Origin of the sequence: Bradyrhizobium sp. BR 1432 (genome assembly GCF_051547705.1) — a bacterium.
Classification (GTDB): domain Bacteria; phylum Pseudomonadota; class Alphaproteobacteria; order Rhizobiales; family Xanthobacteraceae; genus Bradyrhizobium; species Bradyrhizobium zhanjiangense.
In genome coordinates this window covers 1205088-1230741 of record NZ_JBPUGF010000003.1, presented here as the reverse complement: position 1 = coordinate 1230741, position 25654 = coordinate 1205088, and the positions used below count along the sequence as shown (strand labels likewise).

23 protein-coding genes and 3 pseudogenes are annotated in these 25654 nt (G+C 64.1%); 13 read left to right on the top strand and 13 right to left on the bottom strand.

The features are described 5' to 3' along the window. Positions 1-149 precede the first annotated feature (149 nt). Positions 150-689, top strand: coding sequence for a disulfide bond formation protein B (locus ACSKB8_RS05990; protein ID WP_438103186.1), 540 nt, complete (start codon positions 150-152; stop codon positions 687-689). A gap of 149 nt (positions 690-838) precedes the next feature. Here ACSKB8_RS05990 and ACSKB8_RS05985 read toward each other — a convergent pair whose 3' ends face one another. Further along, positions 839-1924: an AbrB family transcriptional regulator gene (locus ACSKB8_RS05985; RefSeq protein ID WP_438103184.1), complete on the bottom strand. Its 1086-nt coding sequence runs from the start codon at positions 1922-1924 to the stop codon at positions 839-841. Positions 1925-2022: 98 nt separating this feature from the next. Continuing rightward, on the bottom strand, positions 2023-2304 hold the full coding sequence (locus ACSKB8_RS05980; RefSeq protein WP_370990196.1) for a PsiF family protein: 282 nt from the start codon (positions 2302-2304) through the stop codon (positions 2023-2025). A gap of 200 nt (positions 2305-2504) precedes the next feature. On the opposite strand from ACSKB8_RS05980, the pseudogene ACSKB8_RS05975 reads away from it, so the two are divergent. Further along, a pseudogene (locus tag ACSKB8_RS05975) lies at positions 2505-2997 on the top strand (hypothetical protein). 46 nt (positions 2998-3043) lie between these two features. Here ACSKB8_RS05975 and ACSKB8_RS05970 read toward each other — a convergent pair. Beyond that, complete coding sequence (locus ACSKB8_RS05970) at positions 3044-3592, bottom strand: TetR/AcrR family transcriptional regulator (RefSeq protein ID WP_438103182.1); 549 nt, start codon at positions 3590-3592, stop codon at positions 3044-3046. Between the two features lie 116 nt (positions 3593-3708). Here ACSKB8_RS05970 and ACSKB8_RS05965 point away from each other — a divergent pair. The 3 genes and pseudogenes from ACSKB8_RS05965 (at position 3709) to ACSKB8_RS05955 (ending at position 5371) form a co-directional block, all read left to right on the top strand. Next, a pseudogene (locus tag ACSKB8_RS05965) lies at positions 3709-4133 on the top strand (acyl-CoA thioesterase). A gap of 3 nt (positions 4134-4136) precedes the next feature. Next, entirely contained in the window at positions 4137-4613 is a 477-nt protein-coding gene (locus tag ACSKB8_RS05960; protein ID WP_438103180.1) for a PaaI family thioesterase, read from the top strand. Positions 4614-4711: 98 nt separating this feature from the next. Continuing rightward, complete coding sequence (locus tag ACSKB8_RS05955) at positions 4712-5371, top strand: DsbA family protein (protein ID WP_438103178.1); 660 nt, start codon at positions 4712-4714, stop codon at positions 5369-5371. 179 nt (positions 5372-5550) lie between these two features. Here the strand turns inward: ACSKB8_RS05955 and ACSKB8_RS05950 are convergent, their stop codons facing one another. From ACSKB8_RS05950 to ACSKB8_RS05940, 3 genes are all read right to left on the bottom strand, one after another. Beyond that, positions 5551-5757 (bottom strand): hypothetical protein, encoded by a 207-nt coding sequence (locus ACSKB8_RS05950; protein WP_091891332.1) that lies wholly within the window; start codon positions 5755-5757, stop codon positions 5551-5553. 82 nt (positions 5758-5839) lie between these two features. Then, on the bottom strand, positions 5840-6910 hold the full coding sequence (locus ACSKB8_RS05945) for a phospholipase (RefSeq protein ID WP_438103176.1): 1071 nt from the start codon (positions 6908-6910) through the stop codon (positions 5840-5842). 22 nt (positions 6911-6932) lie between these two features. Next, positions 6933-7904: a S1C family serine protease gene (locus ACSKB8_RS05940; RefSeq protein ID WP_438103175.1), complete on the bottom strand. Its 972-nt coding sequence runs from the start codon at positions 7902-7904 to the stop codon at positions 6933-6935. A gap of 287 nt (positions 7905-8191) precedes the next feature. On the opposite strand from ACSKB8_RS05940, the gene ACSKB8_RS05935 reads away from it, so the two are divergent. From ACSKB8_RS05935 to ACSKB8_RS05910, 6 genes are all read left to right on the top strand, one after another. Further along, positions 8192-9610, top strand: a complete 1419-nt coding sequence (locus tag ACSKB8_RS05935; RefSeq protein ID WP_438103173.1) for a M20 family metallopeptidase — start codon at positions 8192-8194, stop codon at positions 9608-9610. A gap of 262 nt (positions 9611-9872) precedes the next feature. Beyond that, positions 9873-11663, top strand: coding sequence for a peptide ABC transporter substrate-binding protein (locus ACSKB8_RS05930; protein ID WP_438103171.1), 1791 nt, complete (start codon positions 9873-9875; stop codon positions 11661-11663). A 30-nt stretch (positions 11664-11693) separates the two neighbouring features. After that, on the top strand, positions 11694-12653 hold the full coding sequence (locus ACSKB8_RS05925) for an ABC transporter permease (RefSeq protein ID WP_091891317.1): 960 nt from the start codon (positions 11694-11696) through the stop codon (positions 12651-12653). Further along, positions 12619-13536, top strand: a complete 918-nt coding sequence (locus tag ACSKB8_RS05920; RefSeq protein WP_370990187.1) for an ABC transporter permease — start codon at positions 12619-12621, stop codon at positions 13534-13536. Before ACSKB8_RS05925 ends, ACSKB8_RS05920 begins: the two co-directional genes overlap by 35 nt. After that, positions 13536-14531 carry an ABC transporter ATP-binding protein gene (locus ACSKB8_RS05915; protein ID WP_091891311.1) on the top strand — a complete coding sequence of 332 codons (996 nt, stop codon included), beginning with the start codon at positions 13536-13538 and terminating at the stop codon, positions 14529-14531. The genes ACSKB8_RS05920 and ACSKB8_RS05915 overlap by 1 nt, the downstream gene beginning before the upstream one ends. Next, positions 14528-15496 (top strand): ABC transporter ATP-binding protein, encoded by a 969-nt coding sequence (locus ACSKB8_RS05910; protein ID WP_438103169.1) that lies wholly within the window; start codon positions 14528-14530, stop codon positions 15494-15496. Before ACSKB8_RS05915 ends, ACSKB8_RS05910 begins: the two co-directional genes overlap by 4 nt. 20 nt (positions 15497-15516) lie before the next feature. Here ACSKB8_RS05910 and ACSKB8_RS05905 read toward each other — a convergent pair whose 3' ends face one another. The 4 genes and pseudogenes from ACSKB8_RS05905 to ACSKB8_RS05890 all read right to left on the bottom strand — a co-directional run bounded on the left by ACSKB8_RS05905 (position 15517) and on the right by ACSKB8_RS05890 (position 19942). Beyond that, positions 15517-16164, bottom strand: a complete 648-nt coding sequence (locus ACSKB8_RS05905; RefSeq protein WP_438103167.1) for an HAD family hydrolase — start codon at positions 16162-16164, stop codon at positions 15517-15519. 108 nt (positions 16165-16272) lie between these two features. Next, a pseudogene (locus ACSKB8_RS05900) lies at positions 16273-18176 on the bottom strand (sensor domain-containing diguanylate cyclase). Between the two features lie 178 nt (positions 18177-18354). Next, on the bottom strand, positions 18355-18576 hold the full coding sequence (locus tag ACSKB8_RS05895) for a dodecin (RefSeq protein ID WP_091891394.1): 222 nt from the start codon (positions 18574-18576) through the stop codon (positions 18355-18357). A 109-nt stretch (positions 18577-18685) separates the two neighbouring features. Further along, a complete protein-coding gene (locus ACSKB8_RS05890; RefSeq protein ID WP_438103165.1) occupies positions 18686-19942 on the bottom strand; it encodes a glycosyltransferase family 87 protein in 1257 nt (418 codons plus the stop codon). 309 nt (positions 19943-20251) lie between these two features. Here ACSKB8_RS05890 and ACSKB8_RS05885 point away from each other — a divergent pair, with 309 nt between their 5' ends. Together ACSKB8_RS05885 and ACSKB8_RS05880 are read left to right on the top strand one after the other, a co-directional pair. Further along, entirely contained in the window at positions 20252-21658 is a 1407-nt protein-coding gene (locus tag ACSKB8_RS05885; RefSeq protein ID WP_438103164.1) for a hypothetical protein, read from the top strand. Next, on the top strand, positions 21655-21864 hold the full coding sequence (locus ACSKB8_RS05880) for a hypothetical protein (RefSeq protein ID WP_438103162.1): 210 nt from the start codon (positions 21655-21657) through the stop codon (positions 21862-21864). The genes ACSKB8_RS05885 and ACSKB8_RS05880 overlap by 4 nt, the downstream gene beginning before the upstream one ends. 27 nt (positions 21865-21891) lie before the next feature. On the opposite strand, the gene ACSKB8_RS05875 is transcribed toward ACSKB8_RS05880, so the two are convergent. The 3 genes from ACSKB8_RS05875 to ACSKB8_RS05865 form a co-directional block, all read right to left on the bottom strand. After that, the gene (locus tag ACSKB8_RS05875) at positions 21892-22449 is read right to left on the bottom strand and encodes an HNH endonuclease (protein WP_018646514.1); all 558 of its coding nucleotides are present in this window, start codon (positions 22447-22449) and stop codon (positions 21892-21894) included. A gap of 213 nt (positions 22450-22662) precedes the next feature. Beyond that, positions 22663-23640: a peptidyl-alpha-hydroxyglycine alpha-amidating lyase family protein gene (locus ACSKB8_RS05870; RefSeq protein WP_438103160.1), complete on the bottom strand. Its 978-nt coding sequence runs from the start codon at positions 23638-23640 to the stop codon at positions 22663-22665. Positions 23641-23774: 134 nt separating this feature from the next. Continuing rightward, positions 23775-25562: a flavin-containing monooxygenase gene (locus ACSKB8_RS05865; RefSeq protein ID WP_438103158.1), complete on the bottom strand. Its 1788-nt coding sequence runs from the start codon at positions 25560-25562 to the stop codon at positions 23775-23777. Positions 25563-25654: the final 92 nt, after the last annotated feature.

Sequence of the window (25654 nt, the reverse complement as noted above, 5' to 3'; positions counted from 1 at the left end):
CGGTCGGCCCAAGGGACGTCGCGAAGCCGGCGGACTATAGCCATGGACAGGACGGGGTCAACCCGCGCCAAAGTGATCCCCGCCGTTCTCGACAGCCGCATGGGCCGGCGTTAGAGGCTAGACGCGCGACCCATCGGAGAGAGGCTGCCGTGACGACCCGGAGTGCTGCCATACCAGCGTTCAAGCCGGCCAGCGCCGGTCCCGCGCTGACCGCCTCACTGCTCGTCACGCTGATCGCCGCCGCCACGATCGCGGGCGCCTGGTTCTTCCAGCTCGTGCTTGAGATCCTGCCCTGTCCGCTCTGCCTGGAGCAGCGCTACGCCTATCATCTCGCGATCCCGCTCGGTGCCCTCACGGCGCTTGGGGCCAGAAGCGGCGCGCCGCGAGCGCTGCTGCTCGCTGCGTTGGCGATCCTCGCGCTGGCGACGCTCGCCAATGCCGGTCTCGGCACCTATCACTCCGGTGTCGAATGGGGATTTTGGCAGGGGCCGACTGACTGCTCCGGTCCCGTGGTCAATCTCGGCAACGCCGGCGACCTTTTCTCGCGGCTCGACACCGTGAAGGTGGTCCGCTGCGACGAGGTGCAGTGGCGCTTCCTCGGCCTCTCGCTTGCCGGGTACAACGTGCTGATCTCGCTGCTGATGGCCGCGATCGCCGCATGGGGATTTGTGCGGACGGCGAAGCGCTAGGTAGCTGCCGTAGGGTGGCAAAGCCACTTGTCCGCCGTAGCTCGAAGAGCGAAGGCGGAAGCGTGCCCACCATCTCTAGCAACACTGCCGTAAGAATGGTGGGCACGGCGCTAATGCGCCTTTGCCCACCCTACGAGAGCTGCACCCCGTCAATCATCCACATCGTCTTGCGTGCGTCCGAACAAGTGCACGATGCCGGGTGTCGCGATCGTCACGAAGACGAAGCGCGACAGGTGATGGGCGCCGACAAAGATCGGGTCGATGTGCAGTGTCAGGGCCAGCGCCAGCATCGCGTCCATCGCGCCTGGTGCGAAGGCGACGACGACATCGGAGAATTTCACCGGCGTGGTGAGCGCGACGATGCCGACGAAGATGGCGGAGACGGCGATGGCCACTGTAAACGAGCCCAGCGCTGCGTTGATATGGCCGGCGAGCGTCTTGATCCGCATCCGCGCGAAGCGGCTGCCGATCAGGGCGCCGATGCCGACCAGCGCCACGCCGCGTACCCAGTTTGGCAGGCCGCCCTCGACCCAGCCCGCGCCATGCAACACGCTGGAGGCGATCATTGCACCGAACATCCAGCTCGCCGGAAACTTGATCAGCCGCAGGACCAGCGCCGCAGCCAGCGAGGCTGCGGCCAGCACCACGAGGCCGAGCGGCGAGGCGATCGTCGTCGTCAGCGACGGTGCTGCGGAGGGCGCCACGCCCGCGATCGCCAGCACCATCGGCAGCGCCGCGGTGAGGATGATGACGCGCATGGTCTGCACCACCGCGATGCCCGGCAGGTCGGCGCCGCGCTCGACCGCCAGGATCGTGATCTGCGACAGCGCGCCGGGACTGCCGGCAAGGAAGGCCGAGGTGCGGTCCCAGCCATGGACGCGCTGCAGGTAATAGCTCGATCCGAAGGTCGAGCAGAAGGTCGCGAGCGCAAGCAGGCCGATGGTGACGGGATAGGCGCTGACCTGCTGGATCAGATGGCGCGAGACCACCGAGCCCAGCGAAATGCCGAGCAGCACCAGCACGGTCTGGGTCAGGATCGGCGGCAGCGCCAGCTGGCGGCCGGCGATTGCGGCGATCCCGACCGCGATCATCGCGCCCGAGATCAGCCCGCCGGGAAGGCCCGCGACGAGAAACACGAGGCCACCGGCGGTGCCGATGACAAGCGTCTCCATCGTGCTCAAGACGTTGGCACGGCTCGGCCATTCGAACGGCAGGGAGGCGACGATTTGTTTCACGCCACCTTATCGCAAATCAGCGAGAGGCGCACAATTGCAGGCTCGTCATGCCGCAATGCGCATGCCTCTCACTGATGTTCGCGGAGGTCGGGACGGACTTACTTCTTGTCGGCGGCAGGGGCAGCGGGCGTGGCGGTGCCGGCCTTCGCTTCCTTCATGCACTCGCGGCGAAATTTCTTGCGCTCCTTGCCCTTCAATCCCTTGGCGTCCGCCTGCTTGGAGCATTCGAGCGATTCGGCCGAGCGCTCCTTCGGCGCCTTCTTGTCGGCGGTGGCAGCAGCGTCGGTTTTGGCGGCCGGCGCGGCGGTCTGTGCGAAGGCCGTGCCGGTGGCGAGCAGGGAGACGAGAGCGAGGGCGGCGAGGCGGGAGGTGAAGGTCATGTGTTGCACTCTTCTTGGGAAAATTGCGAAGGTTTGGGAACGTCGGCTCGCTTTGCTGAACGCGACATGAATGAGTTGAGCGACGGGATCACTATATTTTGCCGGCGCAACCCATCGCATCCTTGTCGCAAGCGGCCGACACGCTAGGATAGCAATCCTCGTTTCACTTCCCTCGAGGAAGATCAGGAGGAGACCCAGGGATGACCATTCAGACAAAATTGTTGTGTGCGATTGCAGCGTCAGGTGTCGCGGCATTGGTAGCGAGCGCGCCGGCGCAGGCACTGACCGCGCAGGAGTGCAGCGCAAAATATCAGGCGGCCAAGAAGGGCGGCTCGCTCGGCACCATGAAGTGGAATGACTTCCGCAAGGCCCAGTGCGGTGCAGACGCAACGCCTGCCGCTGCGCCCACGGCGGCTGCTCCGGCTGCGCCCGCCGCTCCTGCCGAGCCGAAGCAGGCGAAGAAGGAGGCCGCGCCCGCCGCCGCGCCGACGCTGCCGGCTGGACCCGCGATCTATCCGAACGCGGTCGATCCGAAATACGCCAAGGAGACCCCTGGCAAGGCGCGAACTCCACACCTGCGTCGACCAGTACAATGCCAACAAGACGACCAATGGCAATGGCGGCTTGAAGTGGATCCAGAAGGGCGGCGGCTATTACAGCGAATGCACCAAGAAGCTGAAGGGCGCCGCCTGAACTTCGAATTGATGCAACGGCCGGAGCAACGCTCCGGCCGTTTTGTCTAGTCCAACAGCTTCTCGGCCGATTTCGCCACGAGCTGCGACCGCTTGCGCGGGCCGCGCTCGACGAACAACAGGCTCTGGCCGAAGATGAAGCAGTAGAACAGGAAGGCCTGCGCCTCGGCGTCCTCGGCCCCAAGGCCGGTCGCGCGATAGAGCTCGGCGACGTGCTTGAGCCGCGCGGCGTCCACGCTCGCCACCGCCGCCGCCGCGCCCTCATCCGAGCGGGCCCATTGCCGGATCGCGAGCTCGATCGCCATGGCTGCCGGATTGAGCCGCTCGGAATAGAGCTGGATCACCGCCTTCAGTCGCTCGCGGGGCTGTTGTCCGTCGAGACTCGTCTGTTGCGCGATCGCCGCGGTACGTCCCTCGCGCCAGCGTTCCAGAATGGCTTCGAGCAGTGCGGCCCGGTCGGCGAAGCGGCGATAGAAGCCGCCCTTGGTGACGCCGAGATTCTTGGCGAGCACCTCAACCCGCACGCCCTCGACCCCCGAGCGGGCGAGCTCGGTAAACCCCGCCTCGACCCAGACATCGCCCTTGCCGTCGCTCATGAAGGAAGCCTCGCCGGATTCTTGATACGGTGCCGTATTGCTAGCGCGACGGAGCTGTGATACGCTACCGTATCAATCCGCAAAAGGCGGAAGAAAATGCCAGGGAGCGAATTGCGATGGAGGAGGCGACCTATCGCGGCACGGTCTATCCGTGGCAATGCGATCATGTCGGCCACATGAACATCATGTGGTACGTCGGCAAGTTCGACGAGGCCAACTGGAATCTGTTCGCCCGGCTCGGATTGACGCCGAGCTATCTGCGCAGCTCGGGCCGCGGCATGGCCGCGGTGCAGCAGAACATCGCCTACAAGCGCGAGCTGCTCGCCGGCGACATCGTCGAGATCCGCAGCCATCTGCTCGAAATTCGCGACAAGACGATCCGCTTCCGGCACGACATGGCGAATGCCGAGACTGGCGAACTCGCGGCGACGTGTGAGATCATGGGCGTGCACTTGGATCGCCAGCAACGCAAGTCCATACCGTTCGCCGAAGCCATCCGAGAGATCGCCATGAGCACCTTTCCGTGCCGGCGGAGGCGTGAATCATGGTCGCATTCGAGCCGAAAAACCCGGATTACCGCGCGGCGGCCATGGCGATGTTCGCGGCCCAGCCGGCAATGCACACGCTCGGCATCTCGATTGTCCAACTCGCCCCGGGCGAGGTGGAGCTGGCGATGCCGCATTCGGCTGCCTTCACGCAGCAGAACGGGTTTGTCCATGCCGGTATCATCACCGCAGGCCTGGACAATGCCTGCGGCGTCGCCGCCTTCACGCTGATGCCGCGTGAAGCGGACATCCTCACCGTCGAGTTCAAGACCACGCTGCTCGCACCTGCTAGGGGCTCGCGCTTCGTCTTCAGGGCCGAGGTGGTCAAAGCCGGCCGCACGCTGACTTTCTGCGAGGCCAGGGCCTTTGCCGAGCATGGGGGCAAGACGACGCTGATCGCTGCCATGACCGGCACGCTGATGGCGATGCTGCCGCGCGCTGCGGCCTCGCAAGCGCCGGCCGCGATCCGCGCATAGCATGGCGATGACATCGCGCCCGTGACGCTCTATATCAGCCGTAACAATTCCCGGTCCCGAATCGTATTTGCGGCGATGGGACCGAAACGGGACGAGATATGGCTGGATCTGGGAATAAGCGCCTTGTGACGACGCGGCGCGCGGCGTTGACGTTGATCGGGGCGGGCGCCTTGGCGGCGGGCGGGATCACTTTCGCGCGCGCCGCCGCCGATGACGACGAGGTGCTGACCGAAACCAAGGTGCTGCGCGATCCCGACACGCCGGTTGCCGGCAATCCCGACGGCAACATCACCATCGTCGAATGGTCCGACTACAATTGTCCCTATTGCCGCAAGCTCGAGCCCGAGCTGCGCCAAGTCGTCCAGGACGACGGCAAGGTGCGGCTGGTGATGAAGGATTGGCCGATCCTCGGGCCGGTCTCGGTCACGGCGGCGCGGACCGCGCTCGCGGCGAAATTCCAGGGCAAGTACCATCAGGCCCACGATGCCATGATGGGCGTCAGCTCGCACCTGACCGAGCCGCGCATCAACGAGCTTCTTGCTGGCGCAGGCGTCGACATGGACCGCCTGAAGCGCGATCTTGCCGGCCACGCCAAGGACATCGACGCCATCCTCAAGCGCAACAACGAGCAGGCCGAAGCCTTTGGCTTCCGCGGCACGCCGTCCTTCATCGTCGGCAAGTACCGCGTACCGGGCGTGCTGAGCATGAACGAGTTCGAGCAGGTCATTGCCGACGCACGCAAGGCCAAGATGAACTGAGCCGAGCGCTAAAGCATGATCCGGAAAAATGCGCAGCGGTTTTCCGAAAAGATCATGCTCAAACAATAACCTAGAGCGCGATGACAATTCATCCCAATCTCATCGCGCTTTAGTCATCACGCAACACAAAGGCGCCGCCGCGGAGTTCGCGACGGCGCCTTGTTCATGATGCGGCGTCGCTACTTCGACGAGATCCGGACCCAGTCCCTGTGCGCACGGTCGCGCAGTGCGTCCCAATCGGCCTTAGCGACATCCCAGTTCACGATGGTGCGATTGGTGATCGCGACCTCGCCATTGGCGACCGACGACGTCTGCATGGAATCATAGACGTAAACGCCGCCCGCGAGCAGCAGCGCGCCCAGGATCATTCCAAAAAAAGTCTGCATAGCGAACCTCCGGTGACCGGCGATAACGTCGGCCCGGAGCAATGGTTCCCGCGGCAGTACGGCACAGATAAGGACGGATCGTTCATGTCCCATTCAGCCACTGCAGCAGCTCCGCGTTGATTTCGCGCGGATAGGTGTGACTGAGGTCGTCGATCTCCCGATAGGTGACGTCGGCGCCAGCGGCAGAGAGCGCCGCCTGCGTCTGCCGCGCGGTCTGCACCGGAAACATCCAGTCGAGCCTACCGTGGATGATGAAGACCGGCAGGCGCTGGAGGCGCGCGGCGTCCGCCATTTCCGCCATCAGCGGATGGAAAGTCGCCGACACCGGCGCAAGATGCGTGAAGGGCGAGGCGGCGTCGAGGCCGGTGACATAGCAGAAGGTGCCGCCGTCGCTCATGCCGGTCAGCAGCATGCGCGAGGCATCGATGCTCCAGCGGCCGCGCACGGTCTCGAGGATACGCATGAGGTTCGGCGTGTCGCCATCATCGCCCATCAGCGCCCAGGTCGGGCCGGTTGCCGTCGGCGCCACCAGGATTGAGCCAAGGCTGCGCGCATCGCGCAACCAGCTCCACAGGAAACCGCGCCCGTTGCCACTGCCGCCATGCAGCGCCATCACCAGCGGCATGGCGCGATCGGGCGTGTAATATTCGGGCACATCGACCGAGAAGCCACCGCGGCTGCCGGGCTCGTTGTGATCGTGGAAGATGCCGGTATTTTCGCTCGCGCCGACTTCGAGCCGCGACAACAGGTCGGCATTTTCGCGATTGGCAGCGTTGAGAAAGAAGCTGCTCACGGGCGGAAACTGCAGCGCCAGCGGATAGAGCGCCTCCTGTGCCCGCGGCAGGTGGCGCAGCGCGCGGAACACCGCGACGAGATCGCCATTGCCGCGCTCGATCTCGCGAATGCCGGCAAAGGCGGCGAGTGTCTCGTCGCAGGCGCGATCGAGCCGACCGCGTAGGCCGGTGAACTGCTCCGGCCAGTCGCCGATCGCTGCCTGCGCCGCTTGCAGCGCCTCGTCAGGCGCGCCGATCGCGTTCATCACCGACGCGAAGGCCGGCGGATGCAGATGCCGCTGGAAGAAACCGAGCGCCTCCAGCGCATTGAGCAGCGGCGGCAGCACGGCCACAATGTCGTCCACCACGGCCTCGGTCATCGCCGCTTCCTCAAGCCTTGCGTCAGTGCAGCTTCGGCGCCTTCAGGAGCTTGAAGCGATCGGTCGAGGTCACCGTGACGTCGAAGGTGACGCCTTCGTGATGCACGGTGAGCGGCACGTCGACGCCAGCGGCGCCGAGCGCCCACATCTTCTTGTAGAAGCCGGTCTGGCTCGTGACCTTGTCGCCGTCCACGGCGAGGATGACATCGCCGGTCTTGAGCTCGGCGCGCGCGGCCGGACCGTTGGCGGAGATCCCGATCACCACCACGCGGTTGTCGATCTCGGTCGAGTAAAGCCCGAGCCAGGGCCGTGCCGGCTTGTTGACGCGGCCGAACTTGCGCAGGTCATCGAGGATCGGCTTCAAGAGATCGATCGGCACAATCATGTTGACATGCTCGGCCTTGCCGTCGCGTTCGCGCTCGAGTTGGAGCGAGCCGATGCCGATCAACTCGCCGCGTTCGTTGAGAAGCGCGGTGCCGCCCCAGTTCGGATGTGCGGGATAGGTAAAGATGGCCTCATCCAGCAGATATTCCCAATAGCCGGCGAATTCCTGCTTGGCCACGATCTGGCTCGCAACCGAGCGCGTGCGGCCGCCGGCGCCGCCGACCACGACGCGGTCGCCGATCCGCGTTTCCGCCGAGGTGCCGAGCGGCAGGGGTTCGACGTCGAGCTGGCCGAGCGCCTGTACCAGGCCGAAGCCGGTGACGGAATCGAAACCGAGCGCATGCCCTTCGACGACACGCCCGTCGGCGAGGTGCAGCCATACGGATTCCGCCTCGGTGATGAGGTAGCCGATGGTGAGCACCAGCCCGTCGTCGATCACGACGCCGTTGCCGGCGCGTTCGGTGCCCAGCGTCTCGGCGCTGAAGGCGTCCGGCGGGATGATGGCGTGCAGGCCGACGACGGAGCCGAGCGCGCGGTCGAGATCGAAACCATAATCGCTCGCACGCGGCTGATTGGCCGGCGGCACTCTCCATTCGGTCAGGGCGGGCATGGAGTTCTCCTGGCTGAGAGCATCGCTCCGCCGTGGCCGGCGGAACGAGGTGCGAAGCACGCATAATTTAGGCCGGAGGACGCCGTCTTGAAAGCCTCGTTCCCAACTATTCCAGAGAACGCCGCGTGAAATCTTCGAAAGGCTTAGCGACGGTTCGTGCACAGATGGCAGGCGGCCCTTCGATCCGGCAGCCGCCGCATGGCTGGTGTCCGGCGAGGTGCTAGGCGCCGTGCAACGAAGCTGCTAACCATTGCCGCTTCGTTTGACCAGGGATCACGGATCGAAGCATGGATAACCGCAGCGACATCTGGCGTGGCGTCGACACGATCAAGGCGCGTTTCATCGACCTCAGCGACAAGGTCTGGGGCATGCCCGAGGTGTGCTACACCGAGGCGCGGTCCGCCGCCGAGCATCTGGCCGAGCTGCGCCATCAGGGTTTCCGCATCACCGAGAACGTCGCCGGCATCCCGACTGCGCTGATGGGCGAGTGGGGCGAGGGCGGTCCGGTCATCGCCTTCATGGGTGAATATGACGCGCTGCCGGGATTGAGCCAGGAGGCGGGTGTCGCCGAGCACCGTCCGATCGAGACCGGTGGCCACGGCCATGGCTGCGGTCACAATCTGCTCGGTTCCGCCGCGCTGCTCGCCGCGACTGCGGTGAAGGACTGGCTCGCCGAGAACAAGGTGCCGGGCCGCGTGCGCTATTACGGCTGCCCCGCAGAGGAAGGTGGCGCGGCAAAGGCCTTCATGGTGCGCTCCGGTGCGTTCGAAGATGCCGACATTGCCATCACCTGGCATCCGCACAGCTTCTGGGAAGTGGCGGTGACGCCGTCGCTCGCCAACACGCGCGCGGATTTCATCTTCACCGGCCGCACCTCGCATGCGGCGGCCTCGCCGCATCTCGGCCGTTCTGCGCTCGACGCGGTGGAATTGATGAACGTCGGCGTGAACTACATGCGCGAGCACATGCCGAGCGACGCGCGCGTGCACTATGCCTTGCTCGACACCGGCGGCATCGCGCCCAACGTGGTGCAGGCCCATGCGCGCGTGCGCTATTCGATCCGCGCCCGCGATCTTCCCGGCATGAACGAGCTGGTCGAGCGCGTGTCCAAGATCGCCCAGGGCGCGGCGCTGATGACCGAGACCAAGGTGGAAATGAAGATCATCTCCGCGGTCTCCAACATCCTGCCGAACACGCCGCTGGAACAGGCGCTGCACCGGGTGATGGAAGAGCTCGGACCGCCGCATTTCGACGACGCGGACAAGAGCTTTGCCGGCCAGATCCGTGCGACGCTGACCGACAAGGACATCTCGTCGGTCTACTACGCGATCGGTATGGAGCCGACCGATCGGCCGCTGGCCGACTTCCTGGTGCCGCTGGATGCCAAGCGCAACCCGTTGGTCGGCTCGACCGATGTGGGTGACGTGAGCTGGGTGGTCCCGACCGTGCAGGTTCACGCACCGACGGTTGCAATCGGCACGCCCTTCCACACTTGGCAGGTGGTCGCGCAAGGCAAGAGCCCGCATGCCCACAAGGCCATGGTGCAGGCGGCCAAGGCGATGGCCGGGCTCGGCATCAAGGCGCTGACGGAACCGGAACTGATCAAGTCTGCCAAGGCGGATCTTCAGAAGCGGACGGCCAAGACGCCTTACGTGTGTCCGTTGCCGGACCACGTCGCGCCGCCGCTCGATATGTCCGTGGCGTAGAATTTCGCCTCGATACTTCGTCTGATCCGGCGAACAAATTTTCCGCAGTGCAGCGCGCAATCCAGCATGTTTTGATGCTGGATTGCCGAACGGATGGGCTGACGGAACGCAGTTTTGCCCAACCGGCAGCCAGAAGACCGTTTGCACACACACGGTCCCAGTTGACGTCCACCCCATTCGGTGTGCCATCTACTGCCAGCCAAATGAGCGGCCGCACTTCACGGCCGCCTTCATCACTATGGAAACCAGACGGGGGACAACCATGCTGGATAAAGAACTGCGTTCGATGATCGGCCAGGTGAAGGACGGGCGGATGGATCGCCGCGCCTTCATCCAGCGCCTGGCTGCCGTGGGCCTGACCGCACCGCTGGCCAACCAGATCCTCGCGCTCGGCGGTGTCGCCATGGCCGAGGGCGCCTCGATCTACAAGCCGACCAAGCGCGGCGGTGGCGGCGCATTGAAGCTGTTGTGGTGGCAGGGCCCGACCTTGCTCAATCCGCATTTCGCCACCGGCACCAAGGACCAGGACGGTTCGCGCCTGTTCTACGAGCCGCTCGCCTGCTGGGATCCGGACGGCAACATGAAGCTGGTTCTGGCGTCCGAAATTCCCTCGACCCAGAACGGCCTGCTGGCCGCCGACGGCAAGTCGGTGACGTGGAAGCTGAAGCCCGGCGTGAAATGGCACGACGGCAAGCCGTTCTCGGCCGACGACGTCGTCTTCACCTGGGAGTACATCATCGATCCGGCGACGGCCGCCGTCACTGTGGCGACCTACCGCGACATCACGGTCGAGAAGGTGGATGACCTCACGGTCCGCCTCACCTTCAAGAAGCCGACGCCGTTCTGGGCGGACGCCTTTGTCGGTGCAACCGGACAGATTCTGCCCAAGCACCTGTTCGCCGAGTACAAGGGCTCCAAGTCTCGCGAAGCGCCGAACAACCTCGCGCCCGTCGGTACCGGCCCCTACAAGTTCCTCGAGTTCAAGCCCGGCGACCTGATCCGCGGCGAGATCAACAAAGACTATCACATGCCGAACCGGCCCTATTTCGACACGCTCGAGATGAAGGGCGGCGGCGACGCTGTGTCGGCCGCACGCGCGGTGATCCAGACCGGCGAGTATGATTTTGGTTGGAACATCCAGGTCGAGGACGACGTCCTCCTGCGCCTGGAGAAGGGCGGCAAGGGCAAGACCATCTATGCCGTGGGCGGCGACACCGAGTTCATTGCGCTCAATTTCACCGATCCCAACACCGAGGTCGACGGCGAACGCTCCTCGATGAAGACCAAGCATCCGTTGTTCTCCGACCCCGCCGTGCGCAAGGCGCTGTCGCTGCTGGTCGATCGCGAGTCCATCAAGAAGGCCATCTATGGCCGCGCCGGCCGCACCACCGCGAACTTCCTCAATGGCCCCGAAAAGTTCGTCTCCAAGAACACCTCATGGGAGTTCAGCATCGAGAAGGCCTCGAAGATCCTGGACGATGCCGGCTGGAAGCCGGGCGCCGACGGCATCCGCGAGAAGGATGGCAAGAAGCTGAAGCTGCTCTACCAGACCTCGATCAACGGCCCGCGCCAGAAGACCCAGGCGATCGTCAAACAGGCCTGTCAGAAGGCCGGCATCGACGTCGAGCTGAAGTCGGTCGTGGCCTCGGTGTTCTTCTCGTCGGACGTCGCCAATCCCGACACCTATGCGAAGTTCTATGCCGACATCGAGATGTTCCAGATCCCGATGAGCCAGCCGGATCCGGCCCAGCACATGCGCCGCTATCATTCGAGCAACGTGGCGACGAAGGAGAACAAGTGGCAGGGCACCAACTTCCCGCGCTATGTCAACAAGGAGTACGACACCACCATCGACGCCGCCGACGGCGAGATGGATCCGGTCAAGCGCGCGGCGCTCTACATCAAGGCCAACGACCTCCTGTTCCAGGACACCGTGTTCATTCCGGCGCAGCACCGGCTCAAGGTGGAGGCGGCCTCGAACACGCTGCGCCCGGTGATCTCCGGCTGGGCCAACGAAACCGACAATCTGTTCGACTGGTACCGCGAGGAATGATCCCCCAACTCTAGACGGGGCCCTTCCCTCATGAGCCAATACGTCCTGCGTCGCCTGCTGATCGCGATTCCGAGCCTGCTCGGAATCTCGGTCGTGCTGTTCGTCGTGCTCGCGCTCGCGCCCGGCGATCCGTTCTCCGAGCTGGCGACCAATCCGAACGTGCCGCCCGAAGTGCAGGCGGCGCTTCGGGCCAAGTTCGGCCTCGACGATCCGATTCACCTCCGCTACCTGCACTGGCTCAACGCCATGCTGCACGGCGACTGGGGTTTCTCCTTCGTCAGCCGGATGAACGTCGATACGCTGATCCTCCAGCGCCTGCCGGCCACCCTCTACGTGATCGGCTCGGCGCAGATCCTGGCGCTCCTGATCGCGATTCCCGTCGGGGTCTATGCCGCGACCAAGCCCTATTCGTTGTTCGACCAGATCGCGAATACGCTCGCCTTCGTCGGCTTCTCGCTGCCGACCTTCTTCACCGGCATCCTGTTCATCCTGATCTTCTCGGTCACGCTGGACTGGTTGCCTTTCGTCTATACGACCGACATCAAGGCGACCGGCATCCGCTGGGTGCTGGAGATGATCAGGCAGGCGATCATGCCGGTGGCGGTGCTCGGCCTGTTCCAGGCGGCGTCGATGACGCGCTTCGTGCGTTCGGCGATGCTCGACGTGATCCGGCTCGACTACGTCACCACAGCGCGCGCCAAGGGCCTTGGCCAGGCCAAGGTCATCATCAAGCACGTGATGCGCAACGCCATGATCCCGGTCGTGACGCTGATTGCGTTGCAGATGCCCGCGGTGTTCGGCGGAGCCATTGTCACCGAGCAGATCTTCCGCATTCCCGGCATCGGTTCGCTGCTGATCTCCTCCATCCTTTCCAACGACACGCCGGTGGTGATGGCCGTCACCTTCGTCTTCGCGTGCCTCGTCGTGCTGTTCAATCTCATCGCGGACGTGCTTTATGGCTGGCTTGACCCTCGCATCTCCCTCCGCTGAGCGGGGCGTCTACTCGCCCTGGCGCGAGACGTGGCGGCGTTACAGCCGCCACAGACTCGCCGTGATCAGCGCCTTCCTGCTCCTGATCCTGGTGCTGGCGGTGGTGATCGGCCCGTTCATCTGGCGCATCAAGATCAACGACATCGACATCGTCGCAGGCATGCAGGGCCCATCGCTCGCGCATCCCTTCGGCACCGACGATCTCGGCCAGGACATCCTGGCGCGCATGATCTATGGCGGACGGATCTCGCTCGCGGTCGGTCTCGCCGCCATGCTGGTTTCGGTGTTCATCGGCACGCTGATCGGCGCACTCGCCGGCATGTCGCGCGGCGCGCTCGGGCACGGCCTGATGTGGCTCACCGACCTCTTCCTGTCGCTGCCGCAACTGCCGCTGCTGCTGCTGCTCATCTATCTCTTCCGCGACGGGCTGAAGCAGTTGTTCGGACCCGAGGGCGGCATCTTCATCCTGATTGTGCTCGTGATCGGGGGCCTTCGCTGGATGCCGGTGGCGCGTCTGGTGCGTGCGCAATTCCTGTCGATCCGCGAGAAGGAGTTCGTCGAAGCCGCGCGCGCGCTCGGCGCCAGCCCGGTGCGGCAGGTGGTGCGCCACATCCTGCCGAATGCGGTCGGCCCGGTGATCATCGCCGGCACCATCGACGTCGCCGCTGCGATCATCGCGGAATCGACGCTGTCCTTCCTCGGCCTCGGCTTCCCGCCGGATACCCCGACCTGGGGCCGGCTGCTGTTCGATGCCAAGGACTTTCTCGACATCGGTCCGCACTGGGCGCTGTTTCCGGGCGGCGCGATCTTCATCGCGGTGGTCGCCATCAACTTCATCGGCGACGGCCTGCGTGACGCGCTCGATGCGCGACGGGTGATCTGATGGCTCCGCTGCTCGAAATCAAGGGCCTGAAAACCCACTTCTCCACCGACGACGGCATCCTCCAGGCCGTCGACGGCGTCGACATCTCCATCAACAGAGGCGAGACGCTCTGCGTCGTCGGCGAGTCCGGCTGCGGCAAGACCGTGACGGCGATGTCGATCCTGAAGCTGATCGCGATGCCGCCGGGCCGGATCGCGGCGGGCCAGATCATCTTCGAGGGCCGCGATCTCGTCCCGCTGACGAGCAATCAGCTCGACGAGATCAGGGCCAAGGAGATCGGTTTCATCTTCCAGGAGCCGATGACCTCGCTCAATCCGGTGCTCACGATCGGCGAGCAGATCGCCGAGAGCCTGCGGCGGCACGAAGCTGTGACCAAGAAGCAGGCGCTCGAGCGCACCATCGAGATGCTGAAGCTGGTGCAGATCCCGAACGCCGAAGGCCGCGTGCACAACTATCCGCACCAGTTCTCCGGCGGCATGCGCCAGCGCGTGATGATCGCGATGGCGCTTGCCTGCAAGCCGAAGCTGATCATCGCCGACGAGCCGACAACCGCGCTCGACGTCACCATCCAGGCCCAGATCCTCGACCTGCTCCAGGACATGAAGGACCGCTTCGGCATGGCGGTGATGCTGATCACCCATGCGATGGGCGTCGTCGCCGAGACCGCGCAGCGTGTCGTCGTGATGTATGCCGGCAAGGTGGTGGAGGAGGCACTCGTCGATGACCTCTTCGGCGATCCCCGCCATCCCTATACGCAAGGGTTGATCCGCTCGATCCCGCGCATCGACCTCGACAGCGAGCACAAGACGCGGCTGGAGGCGATCGGCGGCTCGGTGCCGATCCTGATCAATCCGCCCGTCGGCTGCCGCTTTGCCCCGCGCTGCAAGTTTGCCATGAAGGTCTGCACCGAGAAGGAGCCGCTGCTGCGCGAGATCGCGCCCGGTCACCGCATGGCCTGTCATCTGGGAGATACTAATTTGGGAGGCGCGGCATGAGCGAGCCCTTGCTCCGCGTCAGCGGCCTGAAGAAGCATTTCCCTGTGCTCGGCGGCCTGCTGTCGCGCCAGGTCGGCACCGTCTATGCGGTCGACGGCGTGTCGTTCTCGGTCAATCGCGGCGAGACGCTTGGTCTCGTCGGCGAGTCCGGCTGCGGCAAGTCGACGACGGGACGCTGTGTGCTGCGCCTGATCGAGCCGACCGACGGCGAGGTCACCTTCGACGGCAAGGACGTGCGCAAGCTCGGCGGCAACGATCTGCGCGCGATGCGGCGGAACATGCAGCTGGTGTTCCAGGATCCGTTCGCCTCGCTCAATCCGCGCATGACGGTCGGCGCGATCCTCGGCGAGGCCTTCACCATCCACAATCTCGCCTCGTCCGCGAAAGAGCGCGAGGAGCGCGTCGCGGCTCTCCTGGTCAAGGTCGGGCTCAAGGCCGAGCACATGCGGCGCTATCCGCACGAATTCTCCGGCGGCCAGCGCCAGCGCATCGTGATCGCGCGCGCCCTCGCGGTCGAACCGAAGCTGATCGTCTGCGACGAGCCGGTCTCCGCGCTCGACGTGTCGATCCAGGCGCAGGTGATTAACCTCCTGGAAGATCTCCAGGCCGAGCTGAACCTCACCTATCTGTTCGTCGCGCACGATCTCTCTGTCGTCGAGCACATCTCAGACCGCGTCGCGGTGATGTATCTCGGCCGCATCGTCGAGCTGGCGAAAGCGAGCGACCTCTACCGCAACCCGCAGCATCCCTACACCAGGGCGCTCCTATCCGCGGTGCCGGTGCCCGATCCCAAGCTCAAGCGCGAACGCATCCGCCTCAAGGGCGACGTGCCGAGCCCGATGAAGCCGCCATCCGGCTGCCACTTCCACACCCGCTGTCCGATCGCCCAGCCGCGCTGCGCTGAAAGCGCGCCGGAGCTGAGAGAAGGGGCGGGCGGGCATTTTGTCTCGTGCCATCTGGCTTGATGCCGGCGGAAGGCCACGGATCATTCGTGAAGCAGGCCGTGCTCCGAAAGGGCCTGCTTGAAGCTCTCCACCGACGTGTGGTGATGCGCGAACAGACCCGCCTCGCGTGCGCCGGCGACATTGGCCATGAGATCGTCGACGAACAGGGCGGTCTCCGGCCTCACGTTGAGCTCCGACAGACAGAGGCGGTAGCAGCGCGGGTCCGGCTTCGCGGTCTTGAACTGGGCCGAGGTGTAGATTCGGTAGCCGAACAGCGGGCGCAAGTCCGGCAGCAGCGTGTCGATATGGTCAGCGACCAGCGTGCTGTTGTTGGTCAGGACGGCAATGTCGACGGTCTTACGCAAGCTGCCGGCAATCTCCAGCATCGCGCGTTTGGCCTGCATTGAACGGCGCCGCGCCTCGACCCATTCGTCGAGCGAGAGCGGATAGCCGATGCGCTCGCCGAAGCCCCGCAAATAGTCGGCGGCATCGAGAGCCCCGCAATCGCCGAGCAGCTCGAATCCGCTGTCCCAGATCGCCTTGTGGATGAATTCGCTGGTCAATCCCGCAAGCTCCGCCAGACATGCGACACGTTTTCCCCTGTCGTAGTCGCACAGGACATTGTCCATGTCGAAGAGGACGAGCTTGATCCCATTAGTCACAGCAGCACTCTCGGAGTGGCCGAACATCCGGCCGTCCGAGTCATATCCTGTCCGAATACGGACGACAAACGCGGAGCAGAAACCAGCCGATGCGAGGCCCAACGTCGGCGAGTTTCGAGGGCGGAATCTCCGACGTCACGCCCTCTTCGCGGGCCAGGGGACCACCTGTCCTGACATCACCAGCCGGTCACGGCCGCTGTCCTTGGCGGCGTAGAGCGCGCGATCGGCGGCCGCGACCAGCGTGCTGCAGTCCATCGTGGTCTGGGACGGAAGAGCAGCCGCGCCGCCGACGCTTGCAGTCACCAGCCGGGAAGGCGGATTCTGCGCATGCAGCATAGCGAGATCGAGCAGCGCCTGGCGAATTCCTTCGCCGACCTCGGCGCAACCATCCGGGCCGGTGTTCGGCAACAGCACCGCGAATTCCTCGCCGCCGTAACGCGCCGCGAGGTCGGCCGGACGTCTCGCGTAGGTGGACAGAATCCGGCCGAGCGCGCGCAGGCAGGCGTCGCCCGCCAGATGTCCGTAATGGTCGTTGAACTTCTTGAAATGATCGACATCGATCAGCAGCAACGAGAGCTGCATGCCGTCGCGCCGGGCACGCGCCCATTCGTCGGCCAGGCGTTCGTCGAATGCGCGCCGGTTGGCGAGACCGGTGAGGCCGTCGGTCGTTGCCAGCGAGGCAAGCTTGTCCTGAAGGTCCTTCTGCTCGGTCATGTCGCGCACCACCGCGACGACGCCGTCGATCGCACCGCTGTCCGACGCCAGCGTCACGTGCAGCGCCGCCTCGGCCCAGATCTCGCCCTTGTCGCGATGATGCTGGCGATAGACGAACCGCGCCTCCTCGGCCTCGCCGTTCTTCAGCGCGGTGATGGCTTGCCGGACCCGTTCCATGTCGTCCGCGTGAATGCCGGCGAGCGCCGAAGTGCCCAGCAATTCCTCGGCGGACCAGCCGGTGATGCGCGCGCATGAGGGAGAGACGTAGAGCACCCGGTTGTCCAGTCCGATCCGGGTCACCATGTCGCTGGATTGCTCGGCCAGCAGGCGGAAATTTGCTTCCTTGGCGACCAAGGCCTGGGCCATGCGCTGCCGCTGCACCAGCTGACGGACCAGGTAGGAGCCGATCAATGCGATCAGCACAACGAGGCCGAGGACGAAGGTCATGCGTGTGGTCGCTGCGCGTCGCCAGGAGGCCAGCACGTCGTCTTGCGACTTGCTCGCCAGCACCATCAGGGGATAGCGGCTGCTGCGCTGGTAGTAGCTCAGCCGGTCCACGCCATCGATCGGCGACCTGAAATAGTAGACCGCCCCGGGGGGCGGCTTTTCCAACTTCTGAACAAGGGCGCATTGGACAGGTCGCGTCCGACGAAGGCGCCGCTCTCGTCGCGACTGCGCGCCAGCATGGTGCCGCTATTGTTGAGCAGCGAGGCCGAGCCGTTCGGCCCGAAGTCGAAGCGCTCGTAGAATTTGACGAAATAGCTGACGTCGATCGTGAGCAGCGCAACGCCGGCGAAGCCGCCGTCGGAATCGTTGATCCGGCGGGACACGGTGATAATCCATTGGCCGCCGGCTTTGCTCTTGACGGGCGGTCCGATCAGCGTGCCCGTCGCCGGCGAGTCGCGATGGTGACGGAAATAGTCGCGGTCGCTGTTGTTGAGCTTGGAGAAGTCGACGTGTTCAGTCGTGGCAAGCCACCCGCCGGTCGCATCGTAGATGAAGATGCCGCGGATGCGGTCCGATGATTTGCGTGTCGGCAGATAGGCCTGGAGTTTCGCAATCGCATCCGGACCCGTCCCGTCGATTTCGAGCCGATGGACCAAGCCGACCAGGATCGTATCGGCGAGTTCGAACGTATCGTCCGCGTGCTGGATCAGCGAATGCGCCAGATTGGTGACGTCGATCTCGGCGGTCCTGAGATCGGCATTGCGCGCTTCCCATTCGCGCCAGGCGCTCAAGCCGAGGATCTCAACGCAAATCAGCACGATGAACCCCGCCGCCCAGAGCGGAAGGCGCGTCTTGCCGAGTTCGCGGCTCGTCACCATCAGGCTTGCTCCATTTCGGAGCAAACCTCTCACTTTGGCCTTAACGGCCTATTGCAACTTCTGCGATGATTTTGTGCGTCCGTATTCACCCGGAGGGAGTTGACGATATCTTGATTGACTCTCCTCGGCGGTTGTTAACCACCTCGCCGCAGGGCGAACTTCGTCCGCATCCGCTGCGTCATCCCTCCAGCGTGAAGCCGACGCGCAGCGTCACTTGATAGTGACGGACGGTGCCGTTCTCGATGTGACCCCGTGTTTGCACCACCTCGAACCATTTCATCTCGCGAATGGTCTTGGCAGCGCGGCCGATCGCGTTCTTGATCGCATCCTCGATCGACGTCTCGGATGATCCGACCAGTTCCAGGATCTTGTAGACGTGATCATGTTCGGCTGTGGGCATGATGAGCCTCCTCGGTTGCGCCGCGGCACGCGGCGCAGCGTGCGCTCTCATCTGAACGAGCGTCGGCCGGTCCGGTTCCGTCCTGCGGATTTGCAGCGGGCTGGAGGCCTTACTCGGTGGCTTGCGCGGTTTGCGGCAGCGCGGGCGCCGGCTGCGTCCCGCGCACCAGCAGTCGCAGCAGCAGAACCAGCAGTGCCATCAGCGCGAAGCCGCCGATGGCGGGTGCGAAATGCTGATCGGGATCGGCCTTCTGCCCGAACTGCACCGCCAGCCGCCCCGATTGCAACAATCCATAGGCCCCAGCGAGCAGGACCAGCCCGTAAATCGCGCTGCGCTCGCGCTGGCTCGCCAGCTTGGCGAGGTCGGGCAATATCAGGGCCAGACCGATTCCGAGCATCGGCAGGTCGTAATCATAGGCATAGGGACTGATCATCACCGACACCATCACGGTGACGCCGAGGGAGAACTTCGACGATGGGTTGCGCACCGCGCCGAGAAGGACGGCGAGCAAGGCTGCTCCCGCAACGGCCGCCTGCCCCCAGAAGGCAACGCTCGCCGGCAGGCCGGCCTTGTACAATGCGGCATAGGCCGAGATCATCCGAAACAGCGGGTAGAAGCCCTGCTCGAGAAAGCTCGCCGATTCCCTGATCGCGCCAAGCCAGGCTGTCCAGATCTGCCAGCCGAAGAGGAGCGTGCAGAGCAGCGAGCTCACCAGCACGACGGTCGCAGCCGTTCCGAGCGCAATCCAGCGCCGCGTCATCAGCAGATAGAGGCCAGCGGCAATCGCAAGGTGCGGCTTGATCACCATGGCCCCGAGGGCAAAGCCAGCGAGCCACTGCCGCCGTTCCACGTTGAGGCACACGAGCCCGATCAGCGCGCCGGTGAGGAATCCGTTCTGCCCGCAGCCGATGGTGATCGCCAGCGCCGGAAACAGGATCACGAGCACTTGCGCGAAATTCCTGCCGACCATCGCGTGGAGCGTCACGAGATAGAGCGCGAGTGTTGCGGTGGTGAAGAGGAGGTAGCCGACGCCGACCGGCAGGAAGGCGAACGGCGCGACCAGGAGGTCGTATTGTGGCGGATAGGTCCAGGGCATGAAGCCGGTGGCGCCGCCGGCGGCCTCCATCTGCATCCTCAGCAGCGCCTCGAAATGATAGACCTGGTCGAGATCGCCGCGCCAGACGTGCAGCGCGACGATGTGAAAGGCATCGAAGTCGGCGAGCTCGCGATCCGTCCATGCGCCCCAGCGTGCGAACCAGAAAGTCTTGAAGAGGACGATCGCCGCCAGAGCCACCAGCACGAAGCGAACATAGGCCGCCCGCTTCGACGGCGAGGACTGAACCGCTTCGAGCGTCTCGGCAAACATGAGCGACGACCTTAGACCTGACCGACCGGCGGCTGGGCAGGCGAGCGCGCGGATCCCGCCCAAACTGCCATTGGAGCCTTAAGGGACGGTAACGAACCGGAAAGGATTCCGGGTGCGTGCTGGATTGTGGCCGAGGCCGGAAATCTGCGGGCAAGCCGAAGCAGCCGGTCACCGTGGTTAACAATGAACTGACGCAATCGATCAGAATCGAAGACGCGGAAAATCCAGGATTAAGCCCTTGTGCCGTATGGTCAGTCATAACTGACGGCGGGGTCCTCGCGCAGGCCGCGCTTTGACTGGGGGAGTCGTGTGACGGTCATCGTTGGTGATTTCGGCCGCCTGAAAGAGGCGCGTGGGTCGTCGCCTGCGGGCCTGGGCGCTGTGTGGAGAAGCCCTTCAACGATCGCCGTACTGCTTTGGCTGTCGCTATTTGCGGCGGCGATCATCGTCAGCGTGGTTCTCTGCGACTTCAGGCTCGTATTCACGCTGGACGACGCCTACATCCATCTTGCGGTTGCGGATCAAATTCTCTCAGGTGGCTACGGCATCAACGCTGGGGAATATTCGTCGCCCAGTTCGTCGGTCCTTTGGCCATATATTCTGGCATTGACCGAGGCGATGCATCTCGGCGTTTTCGGTCCGCTGCTGATCAATGCTGCCGCGGCATGTGCGACAGTTTTTGCCCTGCTGCGCCTGTTCGAAACGAGTCGGCTGTTCGATGCGGGTCCGCTTACCTGCGTGATCGTCCCGCTTCTCGTTTTCAACACGAGTGCCGTCGCGCTACCCATGACCGGCATGGAGCACAGCGTTCACGTTTGGGCATCCGTCGTGACCTTTGCTGGCCTTGCCGCGGCGGCGCGCAAATCCGCGCCAACCTCGCTGCATTTTCTCGCTCTGGTGCTTCTTCCCTTGATCCGCTTCGAAGGGGCAGCATTCGCCTGTGCCGCGACTGCCGGCTTCGCGATGCTTGGTTACAGACGCTTTGCCGCCGGCGCGGCATTTGTCATGATCATCAGCCTGTTGGGCTATTGCGCGCTGATGTCGTCGCGTGGCCTGCCGCTTCTGCCGAGTTCGGTGCTGTTGAAGGGGTATCTCGCCAACCTCGATGAGACCGCAGGCTCATTTTCGGCGATTGTCAACAACGTGCTGCGGAGCTTGACGAACGTCTATGGTCTGCGGCTGATCATGCTCGGGCTTGCAGTTGCGATCTGCGCGAACTGCCTGCGCGCAGATCGCGAGGCGCTGATTGTCCTTCTGAGCGTCATAGCTGCCATCAGTGCGCATCTAGTCTTTGGCCAATACGGCTGGCTCAACCGGTATGAGGTCTACATCATGGCGCTCGCGACGGCTGCACTACTATGGGCTGCCGGGCAGGTGAAGCCGCATCTCTCGGCGTTGCAGTGGTCGATTGCGAAGGTCGCCCTGGCCTTCGGGCTTGGCACTGCAGCCATGCCGTACGTGACGTCCGCGATAGTCTCGCCGATCGCCGCAAGCGATATCTACGAGCAGCAATATCAATTGGCTCGCTTTGCCCGTTCGTTCTACAGGCATGCGGTCGGGGTCAACGATTTGGGTCTGGTCGCCTACGGCAATACCGATTACGTGCTCGATCTCTGGGGCCTTGGTTCGGAGGACGTGCGCAAGGCGAGGATCGGGGAGAGTACGGGCCGCCCGAGATGGCGGCTCTCGCGAGCAAGCATGAGGTCGGCCTGGTGATGATCTATGACGCCTGGTTTCCGAAGGGGGTACCTGCGGACTGGACAAAGGTCGCTGTTCTCGAGACAAAGACCGTGACCCTGTCGCAAAGAAACGTCGCATTCTATCGAACGCCACTGGGCAACGAGGCGGAAGTGACCTCAGCGCTTCGTGCATTCAGCACGACGCTTCCCCCGCGGGACACGCTGCACATCATTGCGCCGTAGCGCGTGCGAGCCGGGGAACGCGCGCCCTTACGGATCCAGCTCGGTATCCCAGTAAAGATAGTCCAGCCAGCTGTCGTGCAGATAGTTCGGCGGAAACAGGCGGCCGTTGCGGTGGAGCTGGTGCACGGTCGGCGCGAACGCGCTCTGGCGCGGAAACATTTTTGCTTGCGCCGGCGTGAGATTGCCTTTGCGCAGATTACAGGGCGAGCATGCCGCGACCACGTTCTCCCAGGTGGTCTGGCCGCCTTTGCTACGCGGGATAATGTGATCGAATGTGAGGTCTTCGGGCGAGCCGCAATATTGGCAATTGAAGCGGTCGCGGAGGAAGACGTTGAAACGGGTGAAGGCGGGATGGGTGGTCGGCTTGACGAAGGATTTGAGCGAAACCACGCTCGGCAGTTGCATCTCTAACGTCGGACTTCGAACCGCCTGGTCGTAATGCGCGACGATGTTGACGCGGTCGAGGAACACCGCCTTGATCGCGTCCTGCCACGACCACAGAGACAGTGGGTAGTAACTCAGCGGCCGGAAGTCCGCATTCAGCACCAACACCGGCCAACTGCCTTGCGAGACATGTGCGTTCAAGTAACGCTCCCGGCCTCCAATATACGCTGCGAAGCAGCATGTATTGACATACTACATGCAGCGTGACGGGATTGTGAAGCCCGTTGAGCGACTTATTCAGTCGCGAGCAATGCGGCGGCGGGGTGGCAAAAGCGCCCAAAAAGCCGCGATTCCGGGGAGGGCCATGCGGCAGACCCGGAACCGCCTTCACGGTGCGTTGCGGCCCTGCCTTGGCTACTCCCGCACCCGCTCCAGCTTCTGCAGACACCGAGTCGTGCGCACCGCGACCGGCATCTCCTCGTCCGGGAAGCTGGTCTTCCAGTCGGTGACGCCGACCTCGCCGACATAGATGTCGCCCTTCGAATCCAGCGCGATGCCGTGGGGCGCCAGGAACTTGCCGCTGGCGACGCCCGGACCTTCCTCGCCGCCGAGCCGGGCAATACGCTTGCCCTTGGCATCCACGATCGACAGCCGCGGACCGAGATTGGGCACCTTGCGGTTGACGGCCATGCCGGGGCCGAGCTCGCCGATCACGAAGGTCGGGCTCTTAGCCCCGCCGCAGCAGCACAGCGCGCAGGGGCGGTGCAGATTGTTCCACTGCGTCTCGTATTTGCCCTCACCGTTGAACACCTGCACCCGATGGTTCTCGCGGTCGGCGACGTAAACCCAGCCGTCGGCGTCGGTGGCAATATTGTGCACGATGTTGAACTGCCCGGGATCGGTGCCGGGCTCGCCCCAGCTCTTAATCCGCTTGCCGTCAGGCGTGAATTTGTGCACGCGCGCATTGCCATAGCCGTCGGAGACGTCGATTTCGCCCTTCGGCGACAGCGCCGTGTGGGTGCAGCGATGGAAGGGATCGCCGCTCATGAATGGCGCCGGCTTTTCCGGGATGCCGATCGTCAGCAGCACCTTGCCATCAGTGGTGCACTTGCGCACCGTGTGGTCGCCGTCATCAGTGCAATAGAGATTGTCGTCCGCGTCGATATGCAGGCCATGCGCGCGCGAGAACAGGCCTTCGCCAAAACTGCGCAAAAAGTTGCCCTCACGGTCGAGCACCACCATCGGATGGGCGCCGCGATTGAAGACGTAGATCTGGTCCTTGCTGTCGACCGCGACGGAGGCGACGTCGGTGAGCTGCCAGCCGTCCGGCAGTTTTGCGAAATTTTCGACGACGCGGTAGCGGTGCTCGCCGGTGCCGAGAATGGCTGGCATGTGTCCCTTCCTCTTGCTGTCTCTGTCGTGCTCGTCTGCATCGGCGTCGTCATTGCGAGCTCCGCGAAGCAATCCAGAGTCCTTCCGCGGAGACAGTCTGGATTGCTTCGCTGCGCTCGCAATGACACTGTTGCTCAAGCTGGGTTCATCGGTGCACCCACAGCCCGCCCCAAAATCCCTTCCTCGATCGCCTTGATCTGCAGCGCGAGATATTTCGAGTTGATCCGGCACTGCGCGAGGCTGCCGGCGATGAACCAGAGACCCGGCTGTTTCGTGCGTGTGTACATGTTGCGCAGCTCGAAGCCGTCGCCAAAGCCCCAGACCGGACCGACGCGGTCGGCGATGGCGTCCCCAAACAATTTCCGCACCAGGTATTCCTGCGGCTTGTAGCCGGTGGAGAGCACGATGAGATCGGCCGGAATGATCGAGCCGTCCTTCATCCGCGCGCCCTCGGTAACGAAGCTCTCGATGTCGGAAAACTGCTTCAGCTTGATCGCGCCCTCGATGATCAGGTTGGAGCAGCCGACGTTGAAATAATAGCCGCCGCCGCGGGTAAGGTATTTGAACTGCCAGCCGGTGCCGGCCTCGCCGAAGTCCAGCTTGAAGCCGATGCGCCGCAGCCCGTCGAGCAGCTCCTTGTCGAGCTCCTTCGACTGCTCCGTCAGCATTACATGGGTCTTCCTCGCGAGCGGTGTCGGCATCGAGGCCGCGATCAGATCATTGTCTTCGAGCGTGCCCTCATTGTAGGTCGCGTAGGCCAGTTGCGCCGACGGCTCGATATTGGTGACGAGCGTCGGCGAACGCTGCACCAGCGTCACCTCCGCGCCGCTGGAATGAAGATCCTGCGCGATGTCGTGGCCGCTATTGCCGGTGCCGATCACGATGGCGCGCTTTCCCGTCCAGTTCTCGCCGTCCTCATAGCGGCTGGAATGCAGCAGCGTGCCCTTGAAATCGGCGAGGGTCGGAATATCAGGCATGTTGGCGATGCCGCTGACGCCGGTCGCCATCACGACATGGCACGGATGCATGGTCCGCTTGCTGCCGTCGGCGCGCCGCAGCGTCACAGTCCAGCGCCCCTTCGCCTCGTCATAGGCGCTGCCCTCGAATTCGGTGCCGGTCCAGAAGTTGAGCTCCATGGCCTCGACGTAGAACTCGAACCAGTTGGCGAGCTTGTCCTTGGGGATATAGGTTGGCCAGCTCGGCGGAAACGGCATGTAGGGCAGATGATTGACCTGCACTTGGTTGTGCAGGGTCAGCGCATGGTAGCGCTTGCGCCAGTTGTCGCCGATCCTCATCGCGCGATCGACGATCAACGTGTCGACATTCAACTGCTTCAACCGCGCCGCAATGGAGAGCCCGGCCTGGCCGCCGCCGACCACCAGCACAGCCGGGTCGCGATCGGCGTAGTCCCGTGCGGCGTTGCGCTGGTCGAGCCAGTTCGGCCCGCGAAAATCGCGCGAATAAGCCTGACCGCGCGGCCGCGACGTGCCGAGCTGCTCCTCGAACCCCTTGATCTCATCGAGCGCGGTGAGCAGCGTCCACGCCTTCAGGCGGTCGCCATCGGCAGTATCGGGAACGAGCCGCACTATGCCGCTGCCGCGTCCGATCGCGGTCTCGAAATTGAAGATTGCCTCGATGTTGTTGGTGCCGGCGCGCGTCACCCAACGCGGCGGCGCGCGGTTCTGCGCGATTTCGAAGTTGGTCGGCGCCGCTTCGCCCGCGAGCATCGCCAACGCCTGTGCGTTCTCATCTCGTCCGGCAAGCGTTTGCAGGTTCCAGCTCAGCGCCAGCACGTCGCGCCAAAAGCTGTCGGCTAGGAAGAGGTTGCTCAGCGCGCGGGGCTCGGGCGCGCTCAGCGTGCGCTCGAACGCGTCGAGCCAGGCTTGCGCGGAGACAGAGATATCCTTCGTCCTGTCCAGCATGCGCGACCTCGTGGCCGTCTTCGCGGCGTTTCCTCGCGAGCATGATCCGCATAAGTGTGCAGCGGTTTTCCGGAGATCATGCTCCAATCATG

Excerpts from the sequence above, each read along its gene's own strand:
- ACSKB8_RS05980 (WP_370990196.1), bottom strand. The coding sequence starts at position 2,304 with ATGACCTTCACCTCCCGCCTCGCCGCCCTCGCTCTCGTCTCCCTGCTC.
- ACSKB8_RS05970 (WP_438103182.1), bottom strand. The coding sequence starts at position 3,592 with ATGAGCGACGGCAAGGGCGATGTCTGGGTCGAGGCGGGGTTTACCGAG.
- ACSKB8_RS05960 (WP_438103180.1), top strand. The coding sequence starts at position 4,137 with ATGGTCGCATTCGAGCCGAAAAACCCGGATTACCGCGCGGCGGCCATG.
- ACSKB8_RS05955 (WP_438103178.1), top strand. The coding sequence starts at position 4,712 with ATGGCTGGATCTGGGAATAAGCGCCTTGTGACGACGCGGCGCGCGGCG.
- ACSKB8_RS05950 (WP_091891332.1), bottom strand. The coding sequence starts at position 5,757 with ATGCAGACTTTTTTTGGAATGATCCTGGGCGCGCTGCTGCTCGCGGGC.
- ACSKB8_RS05945 (WP_438103176.1), bottom strand. The coding sequence starts at position 6,910 with ATGACCGAGGCCGTGGTGGACGACATTGTGGCCGTGCTGCCGCCGCTG.
- ACSKB8_RS05940 (WP_438103175.1), bottom strand. The coding sequence starts at position 7,904 with ATGCCCGCCCTGACCGAATGGAGAGTGCCGCCGGCCAATCAGCCGCGT.
- ACSKB8_RS05935 (WP_438103173.1), top strand. The coding sequence starts at position 8,192 with ATGGATAACCGCAGCGACATCTGGCGTGGCGTCGACACGATCAAGGCG.
- ACSKB8_RS05930 (WP_438103171.1), top strand. The coding sequence starts at position 9,873 with ATGCTGGATAAAGAACTGCGTTCGATGATCGGCCAGGTGAAGGACGGG.
- ACSKB8_RS05925 (WP_091891317.1), top strand. The coding sequence starts at position 11,694 with ATGAGCCAATACGTCCTGCGTCGCCTGCTGATCGCGATTCCGAGCCTG.
- ACSKB8_RS05920 (WP_370990187.1), top strand. The coding sequence starts at position 12,619 with ATGGCTGGCTTGACCCTCGCATCTCCCTCCGCTGAGCGGGGCGTCTAC.
- ACSKB8_RS05915 (WP_091891311.1), top strand. The coding sequence starts at position 13,536 with ATGGCTCCGCTGCTCGAAATCAAGGGCCTGAAAACCCACTTCTCCACC.
- ACSKB8_RS05910 (WP_438103169.1), top strand. The coding sequence starts at position 14,528 with ATGAGCGAGCCCTTGCTCCGCGTCAGCGGCCTGAAGAAGCATTTCCCT.
- ACSKB8_RS05905 (WP_438103167.1), bottom strand. The coding sequence starts at position 16,164 with ATGTTCGGCCACTCCGAGAGTGCTGCTGTGACTAATGGGATCAAGCTC.
- ACSKB8_RS05895 (WP_091891394.1), bottom strand. The coding sequence starts at position 18,576 with ATGCCCACAGCCGAACATGATCACGTCTACAAGATCCTGGAACTGGTC.
- ACSKB8_RS05890 (WP_438103165.1), bottom strand. The coding sequence starts at position 19,942 with ATGTTTGCCGAGACGCTCGAAGCGGTTCAGTCCTCGCCGTCGAAGCGG.
- ACSKB8_RS05870 (WP_438103160.1), bottom strand. The coding sequence starts at position 23,640 with ATGCCAGCCATTCTCGGCACCGGCGAGCACCGCTACCGCGTCGTCGAA.
- ACSKB8_RS05865 (WP_438103158.1), bottom strand. The coding sequence starts at position 25,562 with ATGCTGGACAGGACGAAGGATATCTCTGTCTCCGCGCAAGCCTGGCTC.